Here is a 15854-nt window from a genome sequence, read left to right as displayed (position 1 = left end):
AGACTTTGTCTACAAGCTGACACGTTGTGTGAACAACGTGTTTTTTGCATTAAAGATTAGAGACTCTTTCAAGGCTTTCAGGACGGCTATGAATCGCCAGCTTGTCAAGAAGGTTGCTGCTCTCTGAATCAGCCCTTTCAGGTTTACGGTAATACCAGACTGATGAAATTTCATGACCACCCGGTCTACGACTCCAACAACTGAATCGTCCCATAAGTGGGCGTTTGAAAAATCAATATCAACTTCCGCTTCATTTTCTCTGAAATCAAAACTATTCACAAAATCGGTAACAGAAGCAAAAAAAAGCTGTCCAGAAAATTGGTAGATTGTCTTATTTGGCACGGTACCGATCACTTTGGCTACCTTTACTTTCGAAATCTTAGAGGCAAAGAAGATTGCACTCAGTATGATCCCGAACATAACCCCTATTGATAGATTATGAGTGATTACTACAGTAATAACAGTCACGACCATAACGATAGAGTCTGTAACTTGAACCTTTTTGAATGATTTTAAGCACATTGATTTTACCGATATAGGGGGTCTGATTTTATTCGCGATCGTTGGCCCTCAGTTTACCGCCTTTTCTTCCAGGCAGAGAGGGCGAAGCTTAAATTGAATCAAAGCAGATAAAAAAAGTGGACAGCAGCGGCCGTCCACTTTTTATTTCTACGCGATATTGTTTTCCTTTTGAGCAGTGGATTTGAAAAAGACTTTCATCATAGGCGGTGTTACAATAGTGGTCACAAGAACAACGACAACAATCACAGTAAACATATCCTGGCTCAATAGCTTCGTTTCTAATCCGATAGCGGAAATGATTAACGCTACCTCACCGCGGGAGATCATGGCTGCACCAATCCCCAATGAGCTGTTCCAGCCGAATCCAGCCGCTTTTGCTCCGATAGAAGCTCCGATTAATTTTGTGAGGATCGCGATTAAACTAAGGGTAACGATAAGACCCATATTTTCCATAATCCCTGAAAACTCTGCTGTTATACCAATGGAAGTAAAGAAAATAGGAACAAAAATAGAATATCCAATGGTTTCGACCTTTTCAACCACTTCGTGCTTAAAGTTTGTCACACTTATGGCCACACCGGCAATATAAGCACCAATGATGGCAGCAACACCCGTATATTCAGCGAAATATGCAAAAACAAAGCAAATGATAAGAGCTGAAGATATCACTGTTTCTGTCACTTTTAGAGAAGAAAATTTCTTTAAGAATAAAGGAACGATCTTCCATCCTGCAAGAACGACAATCACAAAGAATAAAACTTTCTTCAGGATAACCATCGAAAGATTCACGTCACCGCCGGAAAAACTCATCAAAAAGGCCAAAGCGATGATGATGACCACATCATCAATGACTGCTGCTCCCAGGATGGTGATTCCTTCCGGAGTTTTTAACTTATTCATTTCCTTGAGTGCCTGTACAGAAATACTTACGCTTGTTGCAGAGAGGACCAATCCTAAGAATAGAGATTCCATAACAGATAAATGCATTGCCATCCCTGCCGCATATCCTAGTGCGAGAGGAACGATGATTCCCCCAAAGCCCACAAATGTTGAGGCTTTACCTGTTCGTTTAAACTCATCCACGTCGGATTCCAACCCGGCAATAAACATCAGTAAAATGACACCGATTTGACTAAATTCTGTTAATGTCTCCGTTTCATTGATCCATTCCAATACCGCTGGTCCCAGAATGATCCCGATAATCAGTTTGCCAAGAACAGATGGCTGTCCGAACCTTACGCTAAGGCTCCCCGCCAGCTTGGAAGCGATTAAAATGATGGCGATTTGCAGTAATATCATATAAATGACCACCTTCCAATAGGAGTAATAAACACAAAAGGAGCCTGTTACCAAGGGCATAGTAATCCCTTTGGTGACAGGCTCCTCCAAGTCTTCCCGTTTATTCTGTTACCTATAGTATAACATATCGGCAGAGTTTTTCCAAAAAGAGTTGATTTTTTTATTTGGATGCAACGAAATAATGTAAGAAGAATCTGACTAGAGAGGAACAGCCAAATCCTGTGGATCTTCACATTTATTATTGCCAAACGGCAATCGATCATATTCATGCTCAAAAGTGGGATTTCGAAGAAAAATTCCGAGCAGGCAAAACCCATGCAGACGGGAGGATATTTCAGAGCCATATAACGTTTGATGCAGCGAAATAAAGCCCGATGGGATCTTGAGAAAAAACGGTCATTGGTAGTAAAGGCAAGTATGAAATGTATTCATCATGGAGCCTTGGGGATGAAACCTCAATGGATGCTTGTTTACGGAAGATGTAGACAGATAAATGGAGATGGAAAAAACTGCACTCGTTAGTCCCTGGATATCAATGACAAAGCTCTCCAACCCGAATAAACGATTGTATCTAGAGCAAGTTATATAAGACATCTTCTTCTGCAGGATGTTAACATGTTTCGGGAGGGGCTTGCCCGATGTATTTTTACTTTTCCCTGGAGCCTGCGGATGGTCGGTAAGACGGCGCTGCGGGCTTTTTCTATTTCACATATACTCATGAACTGACCTAGCATAAAAAAAAGGCAGATTGAGAATGCTTTAGTTGGAGCCAGATGCTCAATTGAAGGAGGGTGGGAAATCAGTGAAAAGTGAGCAGCTTTCTATCTTTGCATTAGGCGGATTAAATGAAATTGGCAAGAACATGTACGCGATCCAGTACTCAGACGAAATCCTCATCATTGATTGTGGAATTAAGTTTCCCGATGAGAGCTTATTAGGTGTAGATGGAATCATTCCTGATATTACATATCTTCAAGATAACAAGGATAAAATCCGGGGTTTACTGGTGACCCATGGACACGAGGATCATATCGGCGGCATACCCTATCTTTTAAAACAACTAAATCTCCCCGTTTATGGATCGCGTTTGACCCTCGGGTTGATCGAAATCAAGTTAAAGGAGCACAATCTTTTAGCGGAAGCATCCCTTGTGGAAATTGATTCAGAGACGAAGCTGGATTTCGAATATATTCATGTTTCATTTTTTAAAACCAACCATAGTATCCCTGATTGTGTAGGCATGGTATTCGATACTCCTGAGGGTTGTGTTGTTCATACAGGAGATTTTAAATTCGATCTAATACCGATCAATAATCAGCCTCCTGACCTTCATAAAATGGCCCAAATCGGAAGCAGGGGAGTGCTGGCGCTTTTATCTGAGAGTACAAATGCTGAAAAACCAGGTTTTACCCCTTCCGAACGTATCGTTGGTGAGCATTTGATGGAAGCTTTCATTCAAGCTCGCGGGAAGGTCTTTGTCTCTACATTTGCATCAAATGTGAATCGTGTGCAGCAGGTGATCAATGCGGCTCATTTTACGAACCGAAAAGTTGCTCTTCTGGGACGAAGTATGGTGAATGTAGTGTCTGTTGCCATCGATCAAGGCTACCTCGAGGTTCCAGAAAACATGTTGATCGAACCAAAGAGTATGAACTTCTATTAACCCGAACAGGTAGCCATTCTTTGTACGGGAAGCCAGGGAGAACCAATGGCTGCTTTATCAAGAATTGCAAATTCCAGTTACCGCGATGTTGAAGTGCTGCCGGGTGATACGGTCATCTTTTCATCTTCGCCCATACCGGGTAATGAAAGAGGGGTCTCCCGCATTATTGATAACTTGTTCCTTTTGGGAGCAAAAGTCATCTATGGGTCAGGCAGTTCTACAGGGATGCATGTGTCCGGACATGCCTATCAAGAAGAGCTGCGGCTTATGCTTACCTTAATGAAGCCAAAATATTTTGTTCCTATACATGGAGAGTACAGGATGCTGCATCATCATTGTCAGTTAGCAGAATCCATTGGCATTGATCCACAAAACATGTTCATTTTAAAAAACGGTGATGTTCTCGATTTAAAAGATGGACAGGCGTCCCAGACCCGGACGATTCCTGCAGGTAACATCTACATTGATGGCTTGGGCATAGGAAGTACAGGGAATATCATATTAAGAGACAGGCAGAAATTGTCCGCCGACGGAATGCTGATCATTGTTATAGGAATCAGCAAAACAGAGGGCAGAATCGTTACGGGACCGGATACCATCACCAGGGGCTTTATATACGTGAGGGAGTCGGAAGAACTGCTGAAGGAGATTAATCAGATCGCCGCAAAAACCGTTAATTCCCTATTAATACAAAACCATCATCAATGGAACGTTCTGAAGAAAGAGGTTAAAGAAAAATTGGGTCACTATTTGTTTAAAGAGACAAAGAAGAGGCCGATGATCCTGCCTATTATTATTGAGGTTTAAACTTCACGGGCAGCTTAGGGGTGCTTTCTGAAAATGATCCAATATGTTGCGGATCATTTTCTTTTTTTAAGAGAAAAATGGTGTTTTGTTCCAGTCCATAATGGAGTAGAAGAAGAGAGTAAGAAACCTATAAAGGAGGAGCAAAATGTTTAGACACCAAAAAGAACTTCAGTTCGAAGTAAAGGTCGACCGTCCTGATCCCATGCTGGCACGCCAGGTACAGGAGGTTATAGGCGGACAGTTTGGTGAGATGACCGTCATGATGCAGTATCTCTTTCAAGGTTTTAACTGTAGGGGAGAAGAAAAATATAAGGACATGCTGATGGATATCGTTACGGAGGAGATTGGCCATGTCGAGATGTTATGTGCTTTGATCAGCCAATTAATGGATGGGGCATCTCCTGCAGACCAGGCGGAAGCAGCGAAAGATCCTCATATGGCGGGATCATGGGCGGAATAAATCCACAGCATCTGCTCGTCAGCGGACTTGGCGGGTTGCCAACCAACTCCAATGGAGTGCCATGGAATGCAGGGTATATCGTTGCCGACATGCGTTCTAACCTGCATGCTGAAAGCCAGGGTCGCCTTCAGGTTGCGCGATTGTACCACATGACCACTGACGAAGGGGTCCGAGCAACATTCAGAAAGATGCTTGCACGAGACCGTTATCACCAATATTAATGGATGGCAGCGATCGCAGAATTGGAAGAGAAGAACGGTATTGTCGTACCAGCAACCTTCCCGCCAGAAGCGGAAATGGAAGCAAAGGAAGAAGCCTACAAGTTCTGGAACTTATCTGAGGGCGAACAATCAGCTGAAGGCCTGTGGGCGACAGGCAGCGCACCGGACGGAACCGGGGATTTTAAATATTATGCGGATCCCGCTCCTGAAGGAAATATACCAAATCCAACTGTTCCTGCTTCAGAAGTGCACCATGACCTGGATAAAGAATTATTGAAACGAAAATAGAAATACTTTGAACCGCTCTGTATTTGGAGCGGTTCTTTTTGATTTGTTAACATCACTTCCGAATTCGGTGCATTGGCCAAAATAATACCTTTTGGGAATCCGCGTAATGCAAAATGGGGCTGACAGACGGTAATTCGATACAAGAAATCGCCGAATTTTTTCGGAAACTCGCAGCTGCTCTTTGAAGGGGCCACTGAAGATGGTGGATGTCTTGAAAATATAAACTTTTTTTATGTGTTGTGTATAGCCGGTATCGCTCAGTCAGCCAATACTCCAGCGTATCTTTTTTGCATGCAAATGGTCTCGATACAGGCCGATAGTGTAAAAGTATTTCGGAACCGCCGCCTTCTCTTTTGCTTGTGAAAATGATGTTCTTTCTGTCCACTCGATCCAGCTCCATTTCAGCATAGAAGTAAGGCAGATGAAAGAAAGTTCTGGCTCCCTTCACAGCAAGAAGTTGTGCGGCATCTAAACTGAAAAAATAGATGCCAGGGATGCCTCTGTATTTCACATAGGTCCTCACATTCAACTCTGGGAAAGAACTTGCCCGCGGTATTGGCGGCAGAAATCTGGCATGGAATTGATCGATAAAAAATGGCAGTATTCCGATCCATGCCGTCTCCTCATACGTGTCAATATCCAGACAAGAGGGGATGTGATTTTGGAGAGCCTCAACAGGTAGTGGCCAGTGAGCAAACAATACATGATTCCATGTCTGGGTCATGAACCATGGTCCTCTGGGAAGAGGGAATGGCCGGTGTTCAGTATGCCTTAATATGGATTCAGGTTTCATGGGCGAGCCTCCCTGCGTTGTGAAATATACTAGGTTTATTCCCTCAAAGCACCTATTGCATTCATAGACTGAGCAAGTTTAATGGCAGCCGTGAAAGGGAAACGGATAACTAGATATTACTTGATATCATGCAGGAGGCAGAAATAAATCATGGCAGAAACCAATAAACTAATGGTCGTTGCTCATCCGGATGATGAACTAATCTTCGGCGGAGATGAATTGATCCAAGAAGAAGGATGGAAAGTAGTATGTGTAACGGATGGAGATAATGAGGAAAGGCGGCAAGAGTTTGAACGGGCTATGCAACTCGTTGGAGCAGAATATGAAATGTGGGCTTATAAAGATGCCTGGACGGAGCACGTGAACCGCCCAAAACTGGAGGAAGACCTTTCAAGAGTGGTTAATGAACGGGATTATAAAAAAATTGTAACCCATAACCTGTATGGAGAATATGGACATCCTGAACACAAGGCAGTAGCGGAGATCATGCATAAAATAGTAAAGGAAAATCTCTATATGTTTGATTTTAACGTCAAGGAACTATTACAAGTAGATATCCTTAAGCGTAAACTGGAGCTTCTTGACGTGTACAAAAGCCAAAAACCGGCCGTAGAACAGCTGTTGAGCCTCATTGCGATCGCGCGCACGGTTAAGGTGAATTAAGAGGCGGGTGTTATAAAAGAACTTTCCGTACAGGGAAGTTCTTTTTATTTTCCCCCTGAACATCAATGGTCATTTGATGACAAAAAGAGGTTTTCTGATCGTGGAGAAGAAATAAGAAGAAAACGCTTAGAGGGGAGCATGAAATGAAGAGAGTTGATGTCGTCTATGTGCTGTTATGGGATGAAGAGTCAGAAAATATTCTAATGGTTAAAAACTACGGAGAAAAAGAATCCTACTACACACTCCCAGGGGGAGCTGTGGAAGAGGGGGAGACACTCGAACAAGGTGCGATCCGTGAAGTAAGAGAAGAAACGGGTCTGGAGGTTGAGCTGCAACATTTATTTGGAGTATCTGAAGCCTTCTTTGAAGAAAGAGGCCATCATGTGATTTTCTTTACGTTCCTCGGAAAAATCATTGGCGGTGAAATGGGGATCCTGAGTCCCGATGAGATCGAGGAAGTAGCATGGATGAATCATGAGGCAGCAGAGCCGTATTTGTATCTGCCGGATGGGGTTAAAGAAAGGATCAAAGCCAACGTTACAATCGCATATGATCATCGTGGAACGGTGTCCGGCTAAAAATGCGTTTTCCTTGAAGGGCCAGTTGATTTACAAGCCGGTTTTTATGGTTTACGGTCCACTTTTCGGGAGTTACATGCGGCTTTTCAACATTTACAGTCCACTTTTCCCGTTTTACGTGCCAAACACGTCAAAACGAAAAATGCCTGGAGATTATTCTCCAGGCATTTTTTCTTATTCGGACACCGGAAGTACAGCGCCTTTGTATTCTTTTTCAATAAATGATTGGATCTGTTTGGAATGAAGCACTTCAACGAGGGTCTTGACTGCTTTTTTGTCTTTGTCGCCTTTACGAACAGTGATAATGTTGGCAAACGGAGAATCTGTTCCTTCGAGCTCGATGGAATCCTTCTTCGGATTGAGTCCTGCATCAATCGCATAGTTCGTGTTGATGACGATCGCGTCACCTTCGTTATATTGGTAGGCTTTTGTTAAAAGAGCTGGCTCGATGTCTGCTTTGAATTTCAGATGCTTCGGATTTTCAACGATGTCTTTCAACTGTGCTTTGTAGCCGACCCCAGCCTTCAACTTGATCAAGCCAGCTTTTTCAAAGATTGAAAGGATACGGCCATGCTCAGCAACGGAATTGCTAAGGATGACTTTTGCACCGTCTGGCAATTCTTTTAGCGATTTGTATTTTTTAGAGTAAACGCCCATTGGTTCGATGTGGATCGCTCCGGCGTTTTCAAATTTATACTTAGGGTTTTCTTTTAATTGCTGTTCCAGGTAAGGAATGTGCTGGAAGTAGTTTGCATCGATCTCTTTATTGAAGAGTGCTTTGTTTGGCAGAACATAATCCTGGAACTTAACGATCTTCAGATCAATTCCTTTTTTCTTCAGCAACGGAACGGCCTCTTTTAATATGACGGCGTGTGGTACATTTGAGGCGCCGACGGTCAATTTTTCCGGATTTTTCCCATCGCCGCTCGTGCTTGATGATCCGCATGCCGTTAATGCTGCTGCAATCAGTGCTCCCAGTAATAATAATCCCCATTTTTTTAATCTCATTGGTTCCCCAACCCCCATGTATTTTTTTGATAAACCTACACTGCCTTGGAGAGCGTGGAGTCGAACTAAAAGCCCCCTGTCTTCAAAGAGAGACAGAGGGCTTCAGTATAAATCCGCTGACCTCTCATCTCTCAGCTTTCGCTGTTAGATTTAGCACCGTTTTCATGCTGGCTATTCAGCATGAATGGTTGCCGGGCTTCATAGGGCTAATTCCCTCCACCTGCTCTTAATAAGAGTGTACTCATATCAAATTACTTCGTATTATGGCAGGGTTTCAAATCATTGTCAATGACTTTTTTCCTAGAAAACTTGTCGATGCACCGAAAACGGACTGTTCATGTGTAAAAAAATTGCAGACAAAACGTGCAGAAGACGATATCATGACAATATGATCTACACGGCATAAGGAGGTAGGATATATGTCATCTGAAACGAACGGGCAGCCTAAAAAGCTGAGCTATCAGGAAGCAATCAAGCAAAAGCTGGCTGAAAAAAAGCAGCATCAAGCCAGTGGGAAGCTTTCCACCAACCCAGTTAAATCAACGAAACCAATGAAAAGCCAGCAGACGAAAAAGGCGAACAACCAGCATCGACGCACAGGCGTTTAATTTTCACTATGAAACCCTTAATCGAGGGTTTTTTTGTTTATGTGAAGACAGAAAGGAGATTTCATGGAATTCGTAAAGCCAATTATGCATCAGCTTGAGATCACCAACCAGTCGATTGTTCAAATCTTGGAGTTTTTAAATGAAAGTGACCTGGAACTTTCACTGGGAGAGAAGAAAAGGACGGTACGGGAACTGCTGGCCCATCTGGCAGTGATCTGCCAAGCGGATTTCCTGATCATGAATGAGGCCACCCAGCAGGAGATGGAGGAGTTCTATGAAAGGCACCAGCCGCAGACCAAAAAGGAGATAAAGGAGACGCTGCTTGCTCATTTTGCCTTTTTAAAAGATAATACGGCGCGTTTTTCGACTGAAGAATGGTCAGCCGTCACGACCTCCTGGTGGGGTGTTTCCTATTCAAGATACGAATGGCTGCTGGAAATCCTTGGTCATATCTACCACCATCGTGGCCAGCTTCAGACGGTACTGGTTATCAATGGCAGAGATCCGAAAATACCGCTTTTTGAATAAAGCCGGATACCCAAATGAATGACAGGTTGCCGGAATCACCGTTCTATTTTCGATGACATAGTATAAGGTGGCGGTATATGAGGACAAGCAGGTCTTTGTATATTGACTACCTTTTTTTAAGTTGGCGGTCTTTATGAAATGGAAAATGAGTAAGCACAAAGACTACCGCTGGCCGTCTGATGTTGCGATCGTCATCATCGGAATCCTGTTTAAACTTCTATCCAATACGGTGACAATCGGCCCGAACTGGCCGGTCTATTGTATAGCCTTTATTCTTTATATTCCTTTACTTTTCGCGGTTAGCTCCGAACATGATTTATGGTCAAGGAAGTTTGCCATCCTTCGGGTTCTATTTTTAACGTTCGCTCTGATGAGCAGTATGGTGGATTTGGTAAGTTCTTTATTTTTTGGTAAACCGAGCGCAGCTGAACTGTTTCAATGCGCCGCTCTTCTATGGTCGGCGAATGTGCTCATTTTTTCCATATGGTACTGGGAGATTGATCAAGGTGGTCCCATACGAAGAAATTCCGAAAATCCAGGAAAACCGGAAATTGTTTTTCCCCAGATGACTTCGTCTTTTCCTGAGTGGGAAGGATGGAAGCCGAATTTTCTTGATTATTTATTTGTAGCGTTCAATACAAGTATCGCCTTCAGCCCGGCGGATACAGCTGTATATTCCCGGCGGGCGAAACTTCTGATGATGACACAATCGATGATATCACTGGTTACGCTTGTCGTAGTGGCGGCACGGGCGATTAATATGGTATAAGGGACGGCGGTTGCCTCCACTAGCCGGTTCCATCACACTCCACGAAAACCAACTTTTATTGACTAGCCTATTAAATTTATTAAATGTTAAATTTTTCTTCACAGTTCCTCAACAAAACTTCTTTATGGTAGGAGATGAACGATCGTAAGGGCATCGAACCTTAAGGAGGAAATGCAATGTTTCAAAATATCGGTATACCTGGCTTGGTTATCATGTTAGTGATTGCGTTAATCATCTTCGGGCCCTCCAAGCTTCCTGAGATCGGACGGGCGTTTGGCAGCACACTCAGGGAATTTAAGAACTCTGCCAAAGATTTGATGAGTCCGGACGAAAAGGAAGAAAGAGCAGAACAAAAATAATAGAAGAAGGGGATGGCCGTCGTCATCTCCTTTCTCTTATTTCGGTGAGGTGAAAACTTTGAAGGATGTAGATATGCTGCTAGTGGATCATCTGAGTGAGCTTCGAAAACGGATGATTATTACCTTGGGAACATTTGCTTTATTTTTCATCGTTTCTTTTATTTATGTCCAGGACATCTATCACTGGCTGATCAGGGATCTGGATGAGAAACTCGCGGTTCTGGGCCCAAGTGATATTCTGTGGGTGTATTTTATGATATCCGGTGTCATCTCCATTGCATTGACGATTCCGGTGGCCGCGCACCAAATCTGGATGTTTGTGAAGCCGGCTCTCTCTAAACATGAAGCGAAGACCACATTGTCCTACATACCGGCTTTATTCCTGTTGTTTATCGCCGGCCTTGCTTTCGGTTACTTCGTTGTTTATCCGATGGTGCTGGATTTTCTGCTTTCTTTGTCACATGGGCAGTTTCAGACCTTCTTCACATCAGAGAAATATTTCCGGTTTATGATAAATCTTACTTTGCCGTTTGGCTTTTTGTTCGAGATTCCTCTCGTTGTTATGTTCCTGACTTCAGTCGGACTCGCAAATCCACAAGTTCTGTCAAAAGCACGGAGGATCGCTTATTTTGTTTTAGTACTGATCGCCATTCTGATTACGCCGCCAGATTTCATGTCCGATTTTCTGGTCACGATTCCGCTTTTGGTTCTGTATGAGTTCAGCATCACGTTATCCAAGATCGTTTACCGTAAAAAGCTTGCGAAACAGGAAGATAACGTAGTGGAACTTAGAAAACCTTCGTGAGATACGCGCCGATTGGGTTGAAATACGCGCGGATCTCTTCATTTTACAATCCAGTCTTTCCAAAATACGCGCCAATCTAAAAATAGAGTGCTGCTCGCACTCTGTTTTTTTTATTTTAAAGAGGTTATTAAATTTTACCCGGGCGAAAGTCCCGTGTTTGTTAAGTTTATCCTTTCAATCACCGGTTGCTGTTGAAAATAGATTTTGGGGATGATAAAAGTCCTGTGAAAAAAGGCCTTTTTGAAAAATTGGCATTTACATACCTTAACGGTAGATTCACAAACAGGTTTTAAAATGGCCTCGTAAGCTACTTTTTACAATGAGAGGGGAATTCGTATGGCAGATGAGAGGCATATGGAAGATTGGATTAAGAAATTGACCGATGAGAATCAGGACAAGAAGTTTGATCGTCGAAGCTTTCTTAAAGGGACCGGCAAAATCGCGGGGTTATCTCTAGGTATGGTGCTCGCACAGTCCATCGGAGGGTTTGAAGTTAATGCGGCTCCAAAGTTTCAAAGCTATCCTTTTACCCTGGGAGTGGCCTCAGGTGATCCGCTGCCTGATGGTGTTGTGCTGTGGACGCGACTTGCTCCGGAACCTCTGAATGGGGGCGGGATGCCGGGGGAAGCTGTCCCAGTAAAATGGGAGATTGCCAGAGATGAGCGTTTCCGCCATATCGTTCAGCACGGAACTGAGCTGGCAAGGCCTGACCTCGCACACTCTGTACATGTTGAAGTAAGCGGATTGAAACCTAATCAAGTCTATTATTATCGTTTTAAGTCCGGCTATGAATTTAGTCCGATCGGCAGAACGAAGACCTTGCCGGCTGCTGGCTCCGCCGTGAAAGAATTAAAGTTTGCCTTTGCGTCCTGCCAGCAGTATGAACACGGATTCTACACCGCCTATAAGCATATGGCGGAGGAGGATCTGGACCTTGTGTTCCATCTTGGTGATTATATTTATGAGTATGGACCGAACGAGTATGTGTCGGCAACGGGAAATGTCCGCACACACAGCAGTGCAGAGATCATGTCTCTGGATGATTACCGTAACCGCCATGCGCAGTATCGGTCTGATGCGAACCTGAAGGCTGCTCACGCTGCTTTCCCATGGGTCGTCACTTGGGATGATCATGAGGTTGAAAATAACTATGCGGACAAAATTCCTGAAAAAGGACAATCTGTGGAAGCCTTTATCATCCGCCGTGCAGCCGCATACCAAGCCTATTATGAACATATGCCTCTCCGTAAAACATCGCTTCCGAACGGTCCGGACATGCGTTTATACCGAAATTTCACATACGGAAACCTTGCTTCCTTCAATGTACTCGACACACGCCAGTACCGATCGGATCAAGCCAACGGAGACGGAAACAAACCACAGTCGCCTGAATCATTGGATCCTCGCCGCACACTGATGGGTCAGGAGCAGGAAAGCTGGCTCTTTAACAATCTGAGCACTTCCAAGGCTCATTGGAATGTACTTGCACAGCAGATCTTCTTTGCACAATGGAACTTTGGGACAAGCAGTGCTCCTGTCTACAGCATGGATTCCTGGGATGGCTATCCGGCTCAGCGCCAGCGGGTCATGGATTTTGTAAAAGGAAAAAATATGAACAACTTGATTGTATTAACCGGTGATGTTCACGCGAGCTGGGCGTCCAACCTGCATACGGATTTTAATAATCCGAAGTCGCCGATCTTCGGTGCTGAATTTGTTGGAACTTCCATCACTTCTGGTGGAAATGGAGCTGATAAGCGAAAGGATACAGATCATATTTTGGAACAAAATCCGCATATCAAATTCTTTAACGACTACCGAGGATATGTTCGCTGTAAGGTGACACCTGTACAATGGCAGGCGGACTATCGGGTTGTCCCTTTTGTCACAGAGCCGGGTGCCGCTGTATCTACAAGAGCTTCCTATGTCTACCAAAAAGATCAGATGGGGCTGCAAAGGGTTTCAGCTTCCGCTGTCCCACAAGGGCTTAAGATTTCTGAACAGGTAGAGGAAGACCGTTTTACGGCTCATACCCATGCACATAATAAACAGATGGGACAAATCAAGGAAAAAGTAAAACAATAATGGACTGATAAACACAAAAGTGTAAAGGCGCTTTTGTGTTTCTTTTGAATTAATATTCTAAATATATTGAAAATATCATTCCTTATATTTAGAATATAAATAGTGAATCAATAGAAAGGGGATGGAACGCCATGAAACACCTTTTATCTGCACAGCCCGCTGACAACGCCCATGTCGTCATTGAGTCTTCATCTGTATGGGAAGTCATACTAGGTATTGCCGGTTACACTTACGCTCAATTAAGGCATTCCTTTGATTTGGACGAGGAGTGGAAGCAATGGAAAGGGGAAATGAACCGTTCGCTTCTGGAGCATCTTGAAGCTATTCAGGAAACGAACCTGTGGTACGCCATGCTTCTTCTTCAAAACCGATGGAATGCAGGAACCATTCAGGAATTCTCGAATCAACTGCAGGCTATGACAGAGGAAGCCTTTTATGTAACGCTTTTACCTTATAAAAACAGGGATGCCGAAGCCTCTCGAAAAGAGATCCCGCTTCATGTTCACCAGAAGAACCGATTTACAGAATATGCGGCGTACTTTAAAGGACACGATTACTTGGAAGACTATGTTCGATTGCTTGGAGAAAAATCATGCGGTGAGCTAAGTTTGCTGATGATAACGGTGATGGAAGAGTGGCATGGCTTTATCAGTACTCAGCCTTTTTGGGAGAAATGGATGCAGGCACTGGCTCATGAAACGAGACAAACCGTGAAGCCGGATGCTCCTTTGGAGGAGATCGAACGGATAACAGGCGGAGTGAAGTATGTTCCCGAACCATCCGTCTGGAATATTAAGCTTGTCCCCCATGTCTCTTACCGTCCATGGGTTCTGCAATTGCGGACGCCTGACACCATGCTGTTCTTTTACCCGGTAAATGAAGAATATTTTGCTGAGCCAGGGGTACCTTCCAGCGATCTGATCCGGGGGCATAAAGCGCTTGGAGACGAGCTTCGATTGAAACTCCTTTTTCAGCTGCAGAAAGGTCCATTATCTCTGCAGGAATTGAGCGGGCAGTTTCACATGTCAAAAACGACGCTTCATCATCAGCTTTCCCTTTTAAAAGCGGCAAAGTTCGTTAGTGCTGAAAAGGGAATCTATTCGGCAAATGTGAAACAAATCCAGTCGTTTTCGAAAAAATTAACCCAGTATTTAGGAAAAGAAGAATGAAAAGCTGCTCAAGGCCGTTCAAAGCGCTCTGGGCCGGTGAGCTTGTGTCTGAATTCGGAGGAGCAGCAGGGGGGATCGTCAACGGCTTGCTTCTTTATGAACTGACAGGCTCTAAGGAATGGATGGGAGCCTTGTGGCTCGTTTACTTTCTTCCTTCTCTGGCGCTTCAGGGAATCAGTGCCCCTTTTTTTAATCATGTGATGAAAGAGAAAGTGCTCCGGAGCGTTCAGCTCATCCGCATGGGTGCGTACTTGCTGCCGCTGGCCGGATCGCTGCTCGATTCGCCTATGATGACCATTGTTGAACTGGTGGTCCTGCAATGCTGTTTAGGTTTGATGCAGCCGATTTACGCCAGTCTGTCGTTTTCTCTTTTGCCTGACATCTGCAGGGAAGAGAAGTTGGCGCAAGCAAATGGACTGCTCGATGGGACAGTCCGGCTTATGAGTTTTCTTGCGCCTGGCTTCACGTCATTATTGCTCGCGTTCAGTCCTATCCCGGTGATTTACGCGATGTCGTCCTTCATGTTTTTTGTCAGCTTTATTGCTCTTTCCCGCATTCCGGCAGTTGGGTCGAGGAAAACCGCTGTGTGGAGCAAAAAGTTCTGGTTGTCAGAGCTGAAGGTGGGGTACGGACCTTCTTTCAGTATCCGGACCTCCTTAAATTGAGTCTTCTTTCATCTAGTGTACAGTTTGCGGTTGGAGCTGCCATGGTATTAAGTGTTCCATTCATACGGGGTGATCTTAACGGTGAGCGGTGGGAGTATGGTGTTTTTTCAGGAGCTTTTCCAGTCGGATATGCCATAGGAACCTTGCTATTAAAGCGAATACCAAAATCACCATGGACAATGTATGCCGGGCTTGTTGGGGGAGGGCTATCCTTCTTGCTTCTCTTTGTGGTGACCTCCATCCCTGTGGCGTGGATGTGCGAGTTGTTTGGAGGCCTTGTATTCCCGCTGTTCAATGCCCAAAGTGCGGCCAGATTCCAGACAGAGGCTCCCCGTGAGCGATTGGCCCAGTTAAGTGCTGTACGATTGCTGTTCATGAGAGCGACGATGCCCTTGGGTATCTTGTTTGCTTCGTCAGCGTTCCTTCAGCTTTCCGCACGCCAGACCTTTATGATCATCGGAGCGGTCATTGTTCTGCCCGGTTTATTTTTTCTGATTAGGGAAAACGGGAGAATTCATTCCTTACATAAAAAAAAACAGGCTAATGTGAAGTGACCCCTAAAAG

General features: G+C 44.3%; 15 protein-coding genes, 2 pseudogenes and 1 riboswitch. Of the genes and pseudogenes, 13 read left to right on the top strand and 4 right to left on the bottom strand.

Annotated features, from left to right (window positions below; translation table 11 throughout):
- Positions 1–9: 9 nt before the first annotated feature.
- A complete protein-coding gene (locus ABHN01_RS23365) occupies positions 10–420 on the bottom strand; it encodes an STAS domain-containing protein (RefSeq protein WP_429877526.1) in 411 nt (136 codons plus the stop codon).
- A 249-nt stretch (positions 421–669) separates the two neighbouring features.
- Positions 670–1821, bottom strand: a complete 1152-nt coding sequence (locus ABHN01_RS23360) for a cation:proton antiporter (protein ID WP_429877525.1) — start codon at positions 1819–1821, stop codon at positions 670–672.
- 781 nt (positions 1822–2602) lie between these two features.
- Here ABHN01_RS23360 and ABHN01_RS23355 point away from each other — a divergent pair.
- Together ABHN01_RS23355 and ABHN01_RS23350 are read left to right on the top strand one after the other, a co-directional pair.
- A pseudogene (locus ABHN01_RS23355) lies at positions 2603–4291 on the top strand (ribonuclease J).
- Between the two features lie 145 nt (positions 4292–4436).
- Positions 4437–5260 (top strand): annotated as a pseudogene (locus tag ABHN01_RS23350) (manganese catalase family protein).
- A 52-nt stretch (positions 5261–5312) separates the two neighbouring features.
- On the opposite strand, the gene ABHN01_RS23345 reads toward ABHN01_RS23350, so the two are convergent.
- Complete coding sequence (locus tag ABHN01_RS23345; protein ID WP_429877524.1) at positions 5313–6053, bottom strand: YqjF family protein; 741 nt, start codon at positions 6051–6053, stop codon at positions 5313–5315.
- A gap of 150 nt (positions 6054–6203) precedes the next feature.
- Between ABHN01_RS23345 and ABHN01_RS23340 the strand changes: the two genes are divergently transcribed.
- Complete coding sequence (locus ABHN01_RS23340; protein ID WP_429877523.1) at positions 6204–6716, top strand: PIG-L family deacetylase; 513 nt, start codon at positions 6204–6206, stop codon at positions 6714–6716.
- Positions 6717–6859: 143 nt separating this feature from the next.
- Positions 6860–7294 carry an NUDIX hydrolase gene (locus tag ABHN01_RS23335; RefSeq protein ID WP_429877522.1) on the top strand — a complete coding sequence of 145 codons (435 nt, stop codon included), beginning with the start codon at positions 6860–6862 and terminating at the stop codon, positions 7292–7294.
- Positions 7295–7468: 174 nt separating this feature from the next.
- Here the strand turns inward: ABHN01_RS23335 and ABHN01_RS23330 are convergent, their stop codons facing one another.
- Positions 7469–8302, bottom strand: coding sequence for a MetQ/NlpA family ABC transporter substrate-binding protein (locus tag ABHN01_RS23330; RefSeq protein WP_290400144.1), 834 nt, complete (start codon positions 8300–8302; stop codon positions 7469–7471).
- Positions 8303–8423: 121 nt separating this feature from the next.
- A riboswitch (SAM riboswitch) is annotated at positions 8424–8538 on the bottom strand.
- A gap of 183 nt (positions 8539–8721) precedes the next feature.
- Here ABHN01_RS23330 and ABHN01_RS23325 point away from each other — a divergent pair.
- The 9 genes from ABHN01_RS23325 (at position 8722) to ABHN01_RS23285 (ending at position 15844) form a co-directional block, all read left to right on the top strand.
- Positions 8722–8910 carry a hypothetical protein gene (locus ABHN01_RS23325; RefSeq protein ID WP_429877521.1) on the top strand — a complete coding sequence of 63 codons (189 nt, stop codon included), beginning with the start codon at positions 8722–8724 and terminating at the stop codon, positions 8908–8910.
- Between the two features lie 63 nt (positions 8911–8973).
- The gene (locus tag ABHN01_RS23320) at positions 8974–9438 is read left to right on the top strand and encodes a DinB family protein (RefSeq protein WP_429877520.1); all 465 of its coding nucleotides are present in this window, start codon (positions 8974–8976) and stop codon (positions 9436–9438) included.
- Between the two features lie 133 nt (positions 9439–9571).
- Positions 9572–10207 carry a DUF1345 domain-containing protein gene (locus ABHN01_RS23315; protein ID WP_429877519.1) on the top strand — a complete coding sequence of 212 codons (636 nt, stop codon included), beginning with the start codon at positions 9572–9574 and terminating at the stop codon, positions 10205–10207.
- A gap of 176 nt (positions 10208–10383) precedes the next feature.
- A complete protein-coding gene (locus tag ABHN01_RS23310; protein ID WP_290400140.1) occupies positions 10384–10566 on the top strand; it encodes a twin-arginine translocase TatA/TatE family subunit in 183 nt (60 codons plus the stop codon).
- A gap of 73 nt (positions 10567–10639) precedes the next feature.
- A complete protein-coding gene (gene tatC / locus ABHN01_RS23305) occupies positions 10640–11371 on the top strand; it encodes a twin-arginine translocase subunit TatC (protein WP_429877527.1) in 732 nt (243 codons plus the stop codon).
- Positions 11372–11707: 336 nt separating this feature from the next.
- Positions 11708–13456 carry an alkaline phosphatase D family protein gene (locus ABHN01_RS23300; protein WP_429877518.1) on the top strand — a complete coding sequence of 583 codons (1749 nt, stop codon included), beginning with the start codon at positions 11708–11710 and terminating at the stop codon, positions 13454–13456.
- A gap of 131 nt (positions 13457–13587) precedes the next feature.
- A complete protein-coding gene (locus tag ABHN01_RS23295; RefSeq protein ID WP_429877517.1) occupies positions 13588–14625 on the top strand; it encodes an ArsR/SmtB family transcription factor in 1038 nt (345 codons plus the stop codon).
- Positions 14622–15290 (top strand): hypothetical protein, encoded by a 669-nt coding sequence (locus ABHN01_RS23290; protein WP_429877516.1) that lies wholly within the window; start codon positions 14622–14624, stop codon positions 15288–15290. The genes ABHN01_RS23295 and ABHN01_RS23290 overlap by 4 nt, the downstream gene beginning before the upstream one ends.
- Entirely contained in the window at positions 15287–15844 is a 558-nt protein-coding gene (locus ABHN01_RS23285; protein ID WP_429877515.1) for a hypothetical protein, read from the top strand. Before ABHN01_RS23290 ends, ABHN01_RS23285 begins: the two co-directional genes overlap by 4 nt.
- Positions 15845–15854 lie beyond the last annotated feature (10 nt).

The sequence above is a fragment of the Fictibacillus sp. NRS-1165 genome (assembly GCF_050468105.1).
Lineage (GTDB): Bacteria > Bacillota > Bacilli > Bacillales > Fictibacillaceae > Fictibacillus_C > Fictibacillus_C terrinigri.
The sequence above is the reverse complement of the archived record's forward strand: the minus strand, read 5'-3'. Positions and strand labels throughout refer to the sequence as shown.

Coding starts and splice junctions, on each gene's coding strand:
- ABHN01_RS23360 (WP_429877525.1), bottom strand. CDS start 1,821: ATGATATTACTGCAAATCGCCATCATTTTAATCGCTTCCAAGCTGGCG.
- ABHN01_RS23340 (WP_429877523.1), top strand. CDS start 6,204: ATGGCAGAAACCAATAAACTAATGGTCGTTGCTCATCCGGATGATGAA.
- ABHN01_RS23295 (WP_429877517.1), top strand. CDS start 13,588: ATGAAACACCTTTTATCTGCACAGCCCGCTGACAACGCCCATGTCGTC.
- ABHN01_RS23290 (WP_429877516.1), top strand. CDS start 14,622: ATGAAAAGCTGCTCAAGGCCGTTCAAAGCGCTCTGGGCCGGTGAGCTT.
- ABHN01_RS23345 (WP_429877524.1), bottom strand. CDS start 6,053: ATGAAACCTGAATCCATATTAAGGCATACTGAACACCGGCCATTCCCT.
- ABHN01_RS23365 (WP_429877526.1), bottom strand. CDS start 420: ATGTTCGGGATCATACTGAGTGCAATCTTCTTTGCCTCTAAGATTTCG.
- ABHN01_RS23300 (WP_429877518.1), top strand. CDS start 11,708: ATGGCAGATGAGAGGCATATGGAAGATTGGATTAAGAAATTGACCGAT.
- ABHN01_RS23320 (WP_429877520.1), top strand. CDS start 8,974: ATGGAATTCGTAAAGCCAATTATGCATCAGCTTGAGATCACCAACCAG.
- ABHN01_RS23330 (WP_290400144.1), bottom strand. CDS start 8,302: ATGAGATTAAAAAAATGGGGATTATTATTACTGGGAGCACTGATTGCA.
- tatC (WP_429877527.1), top strand. CDS start 10,640: ATGCTGCTAGTGGATCATCTGAGTGAGCTTCGAAAACGGATGATTATT.
- ABHN01_RS23335 (WP_429877522.1), top strand. CDS start 6,860: ATGAAGAGAGTTGATGTCGTCTATGTGCTGTTATGGGATGAAGAGTCA.
- ABHN01_RS23315 (WP_429877519.1), top strand. CDS start 9,572: ATGAAATGGAAAATGAGTAAGCACAAAGACTACCGCTGGCCGTCTGAT.
- ABHN01_RS23310 (WP_290400140.1), top strand. CDS start 10,384: ATGTTTCAAAATATCGGTATACCTGGCTTGGTTATCATGTTAGTGATT.
- ABHN01_RS23325 (WP_429877521.1), top strand. CDS start 8,722: ATGTCATCTGAAACGAACGGGCAGCCTAAAAAGCTGAGCTATCAGGAA.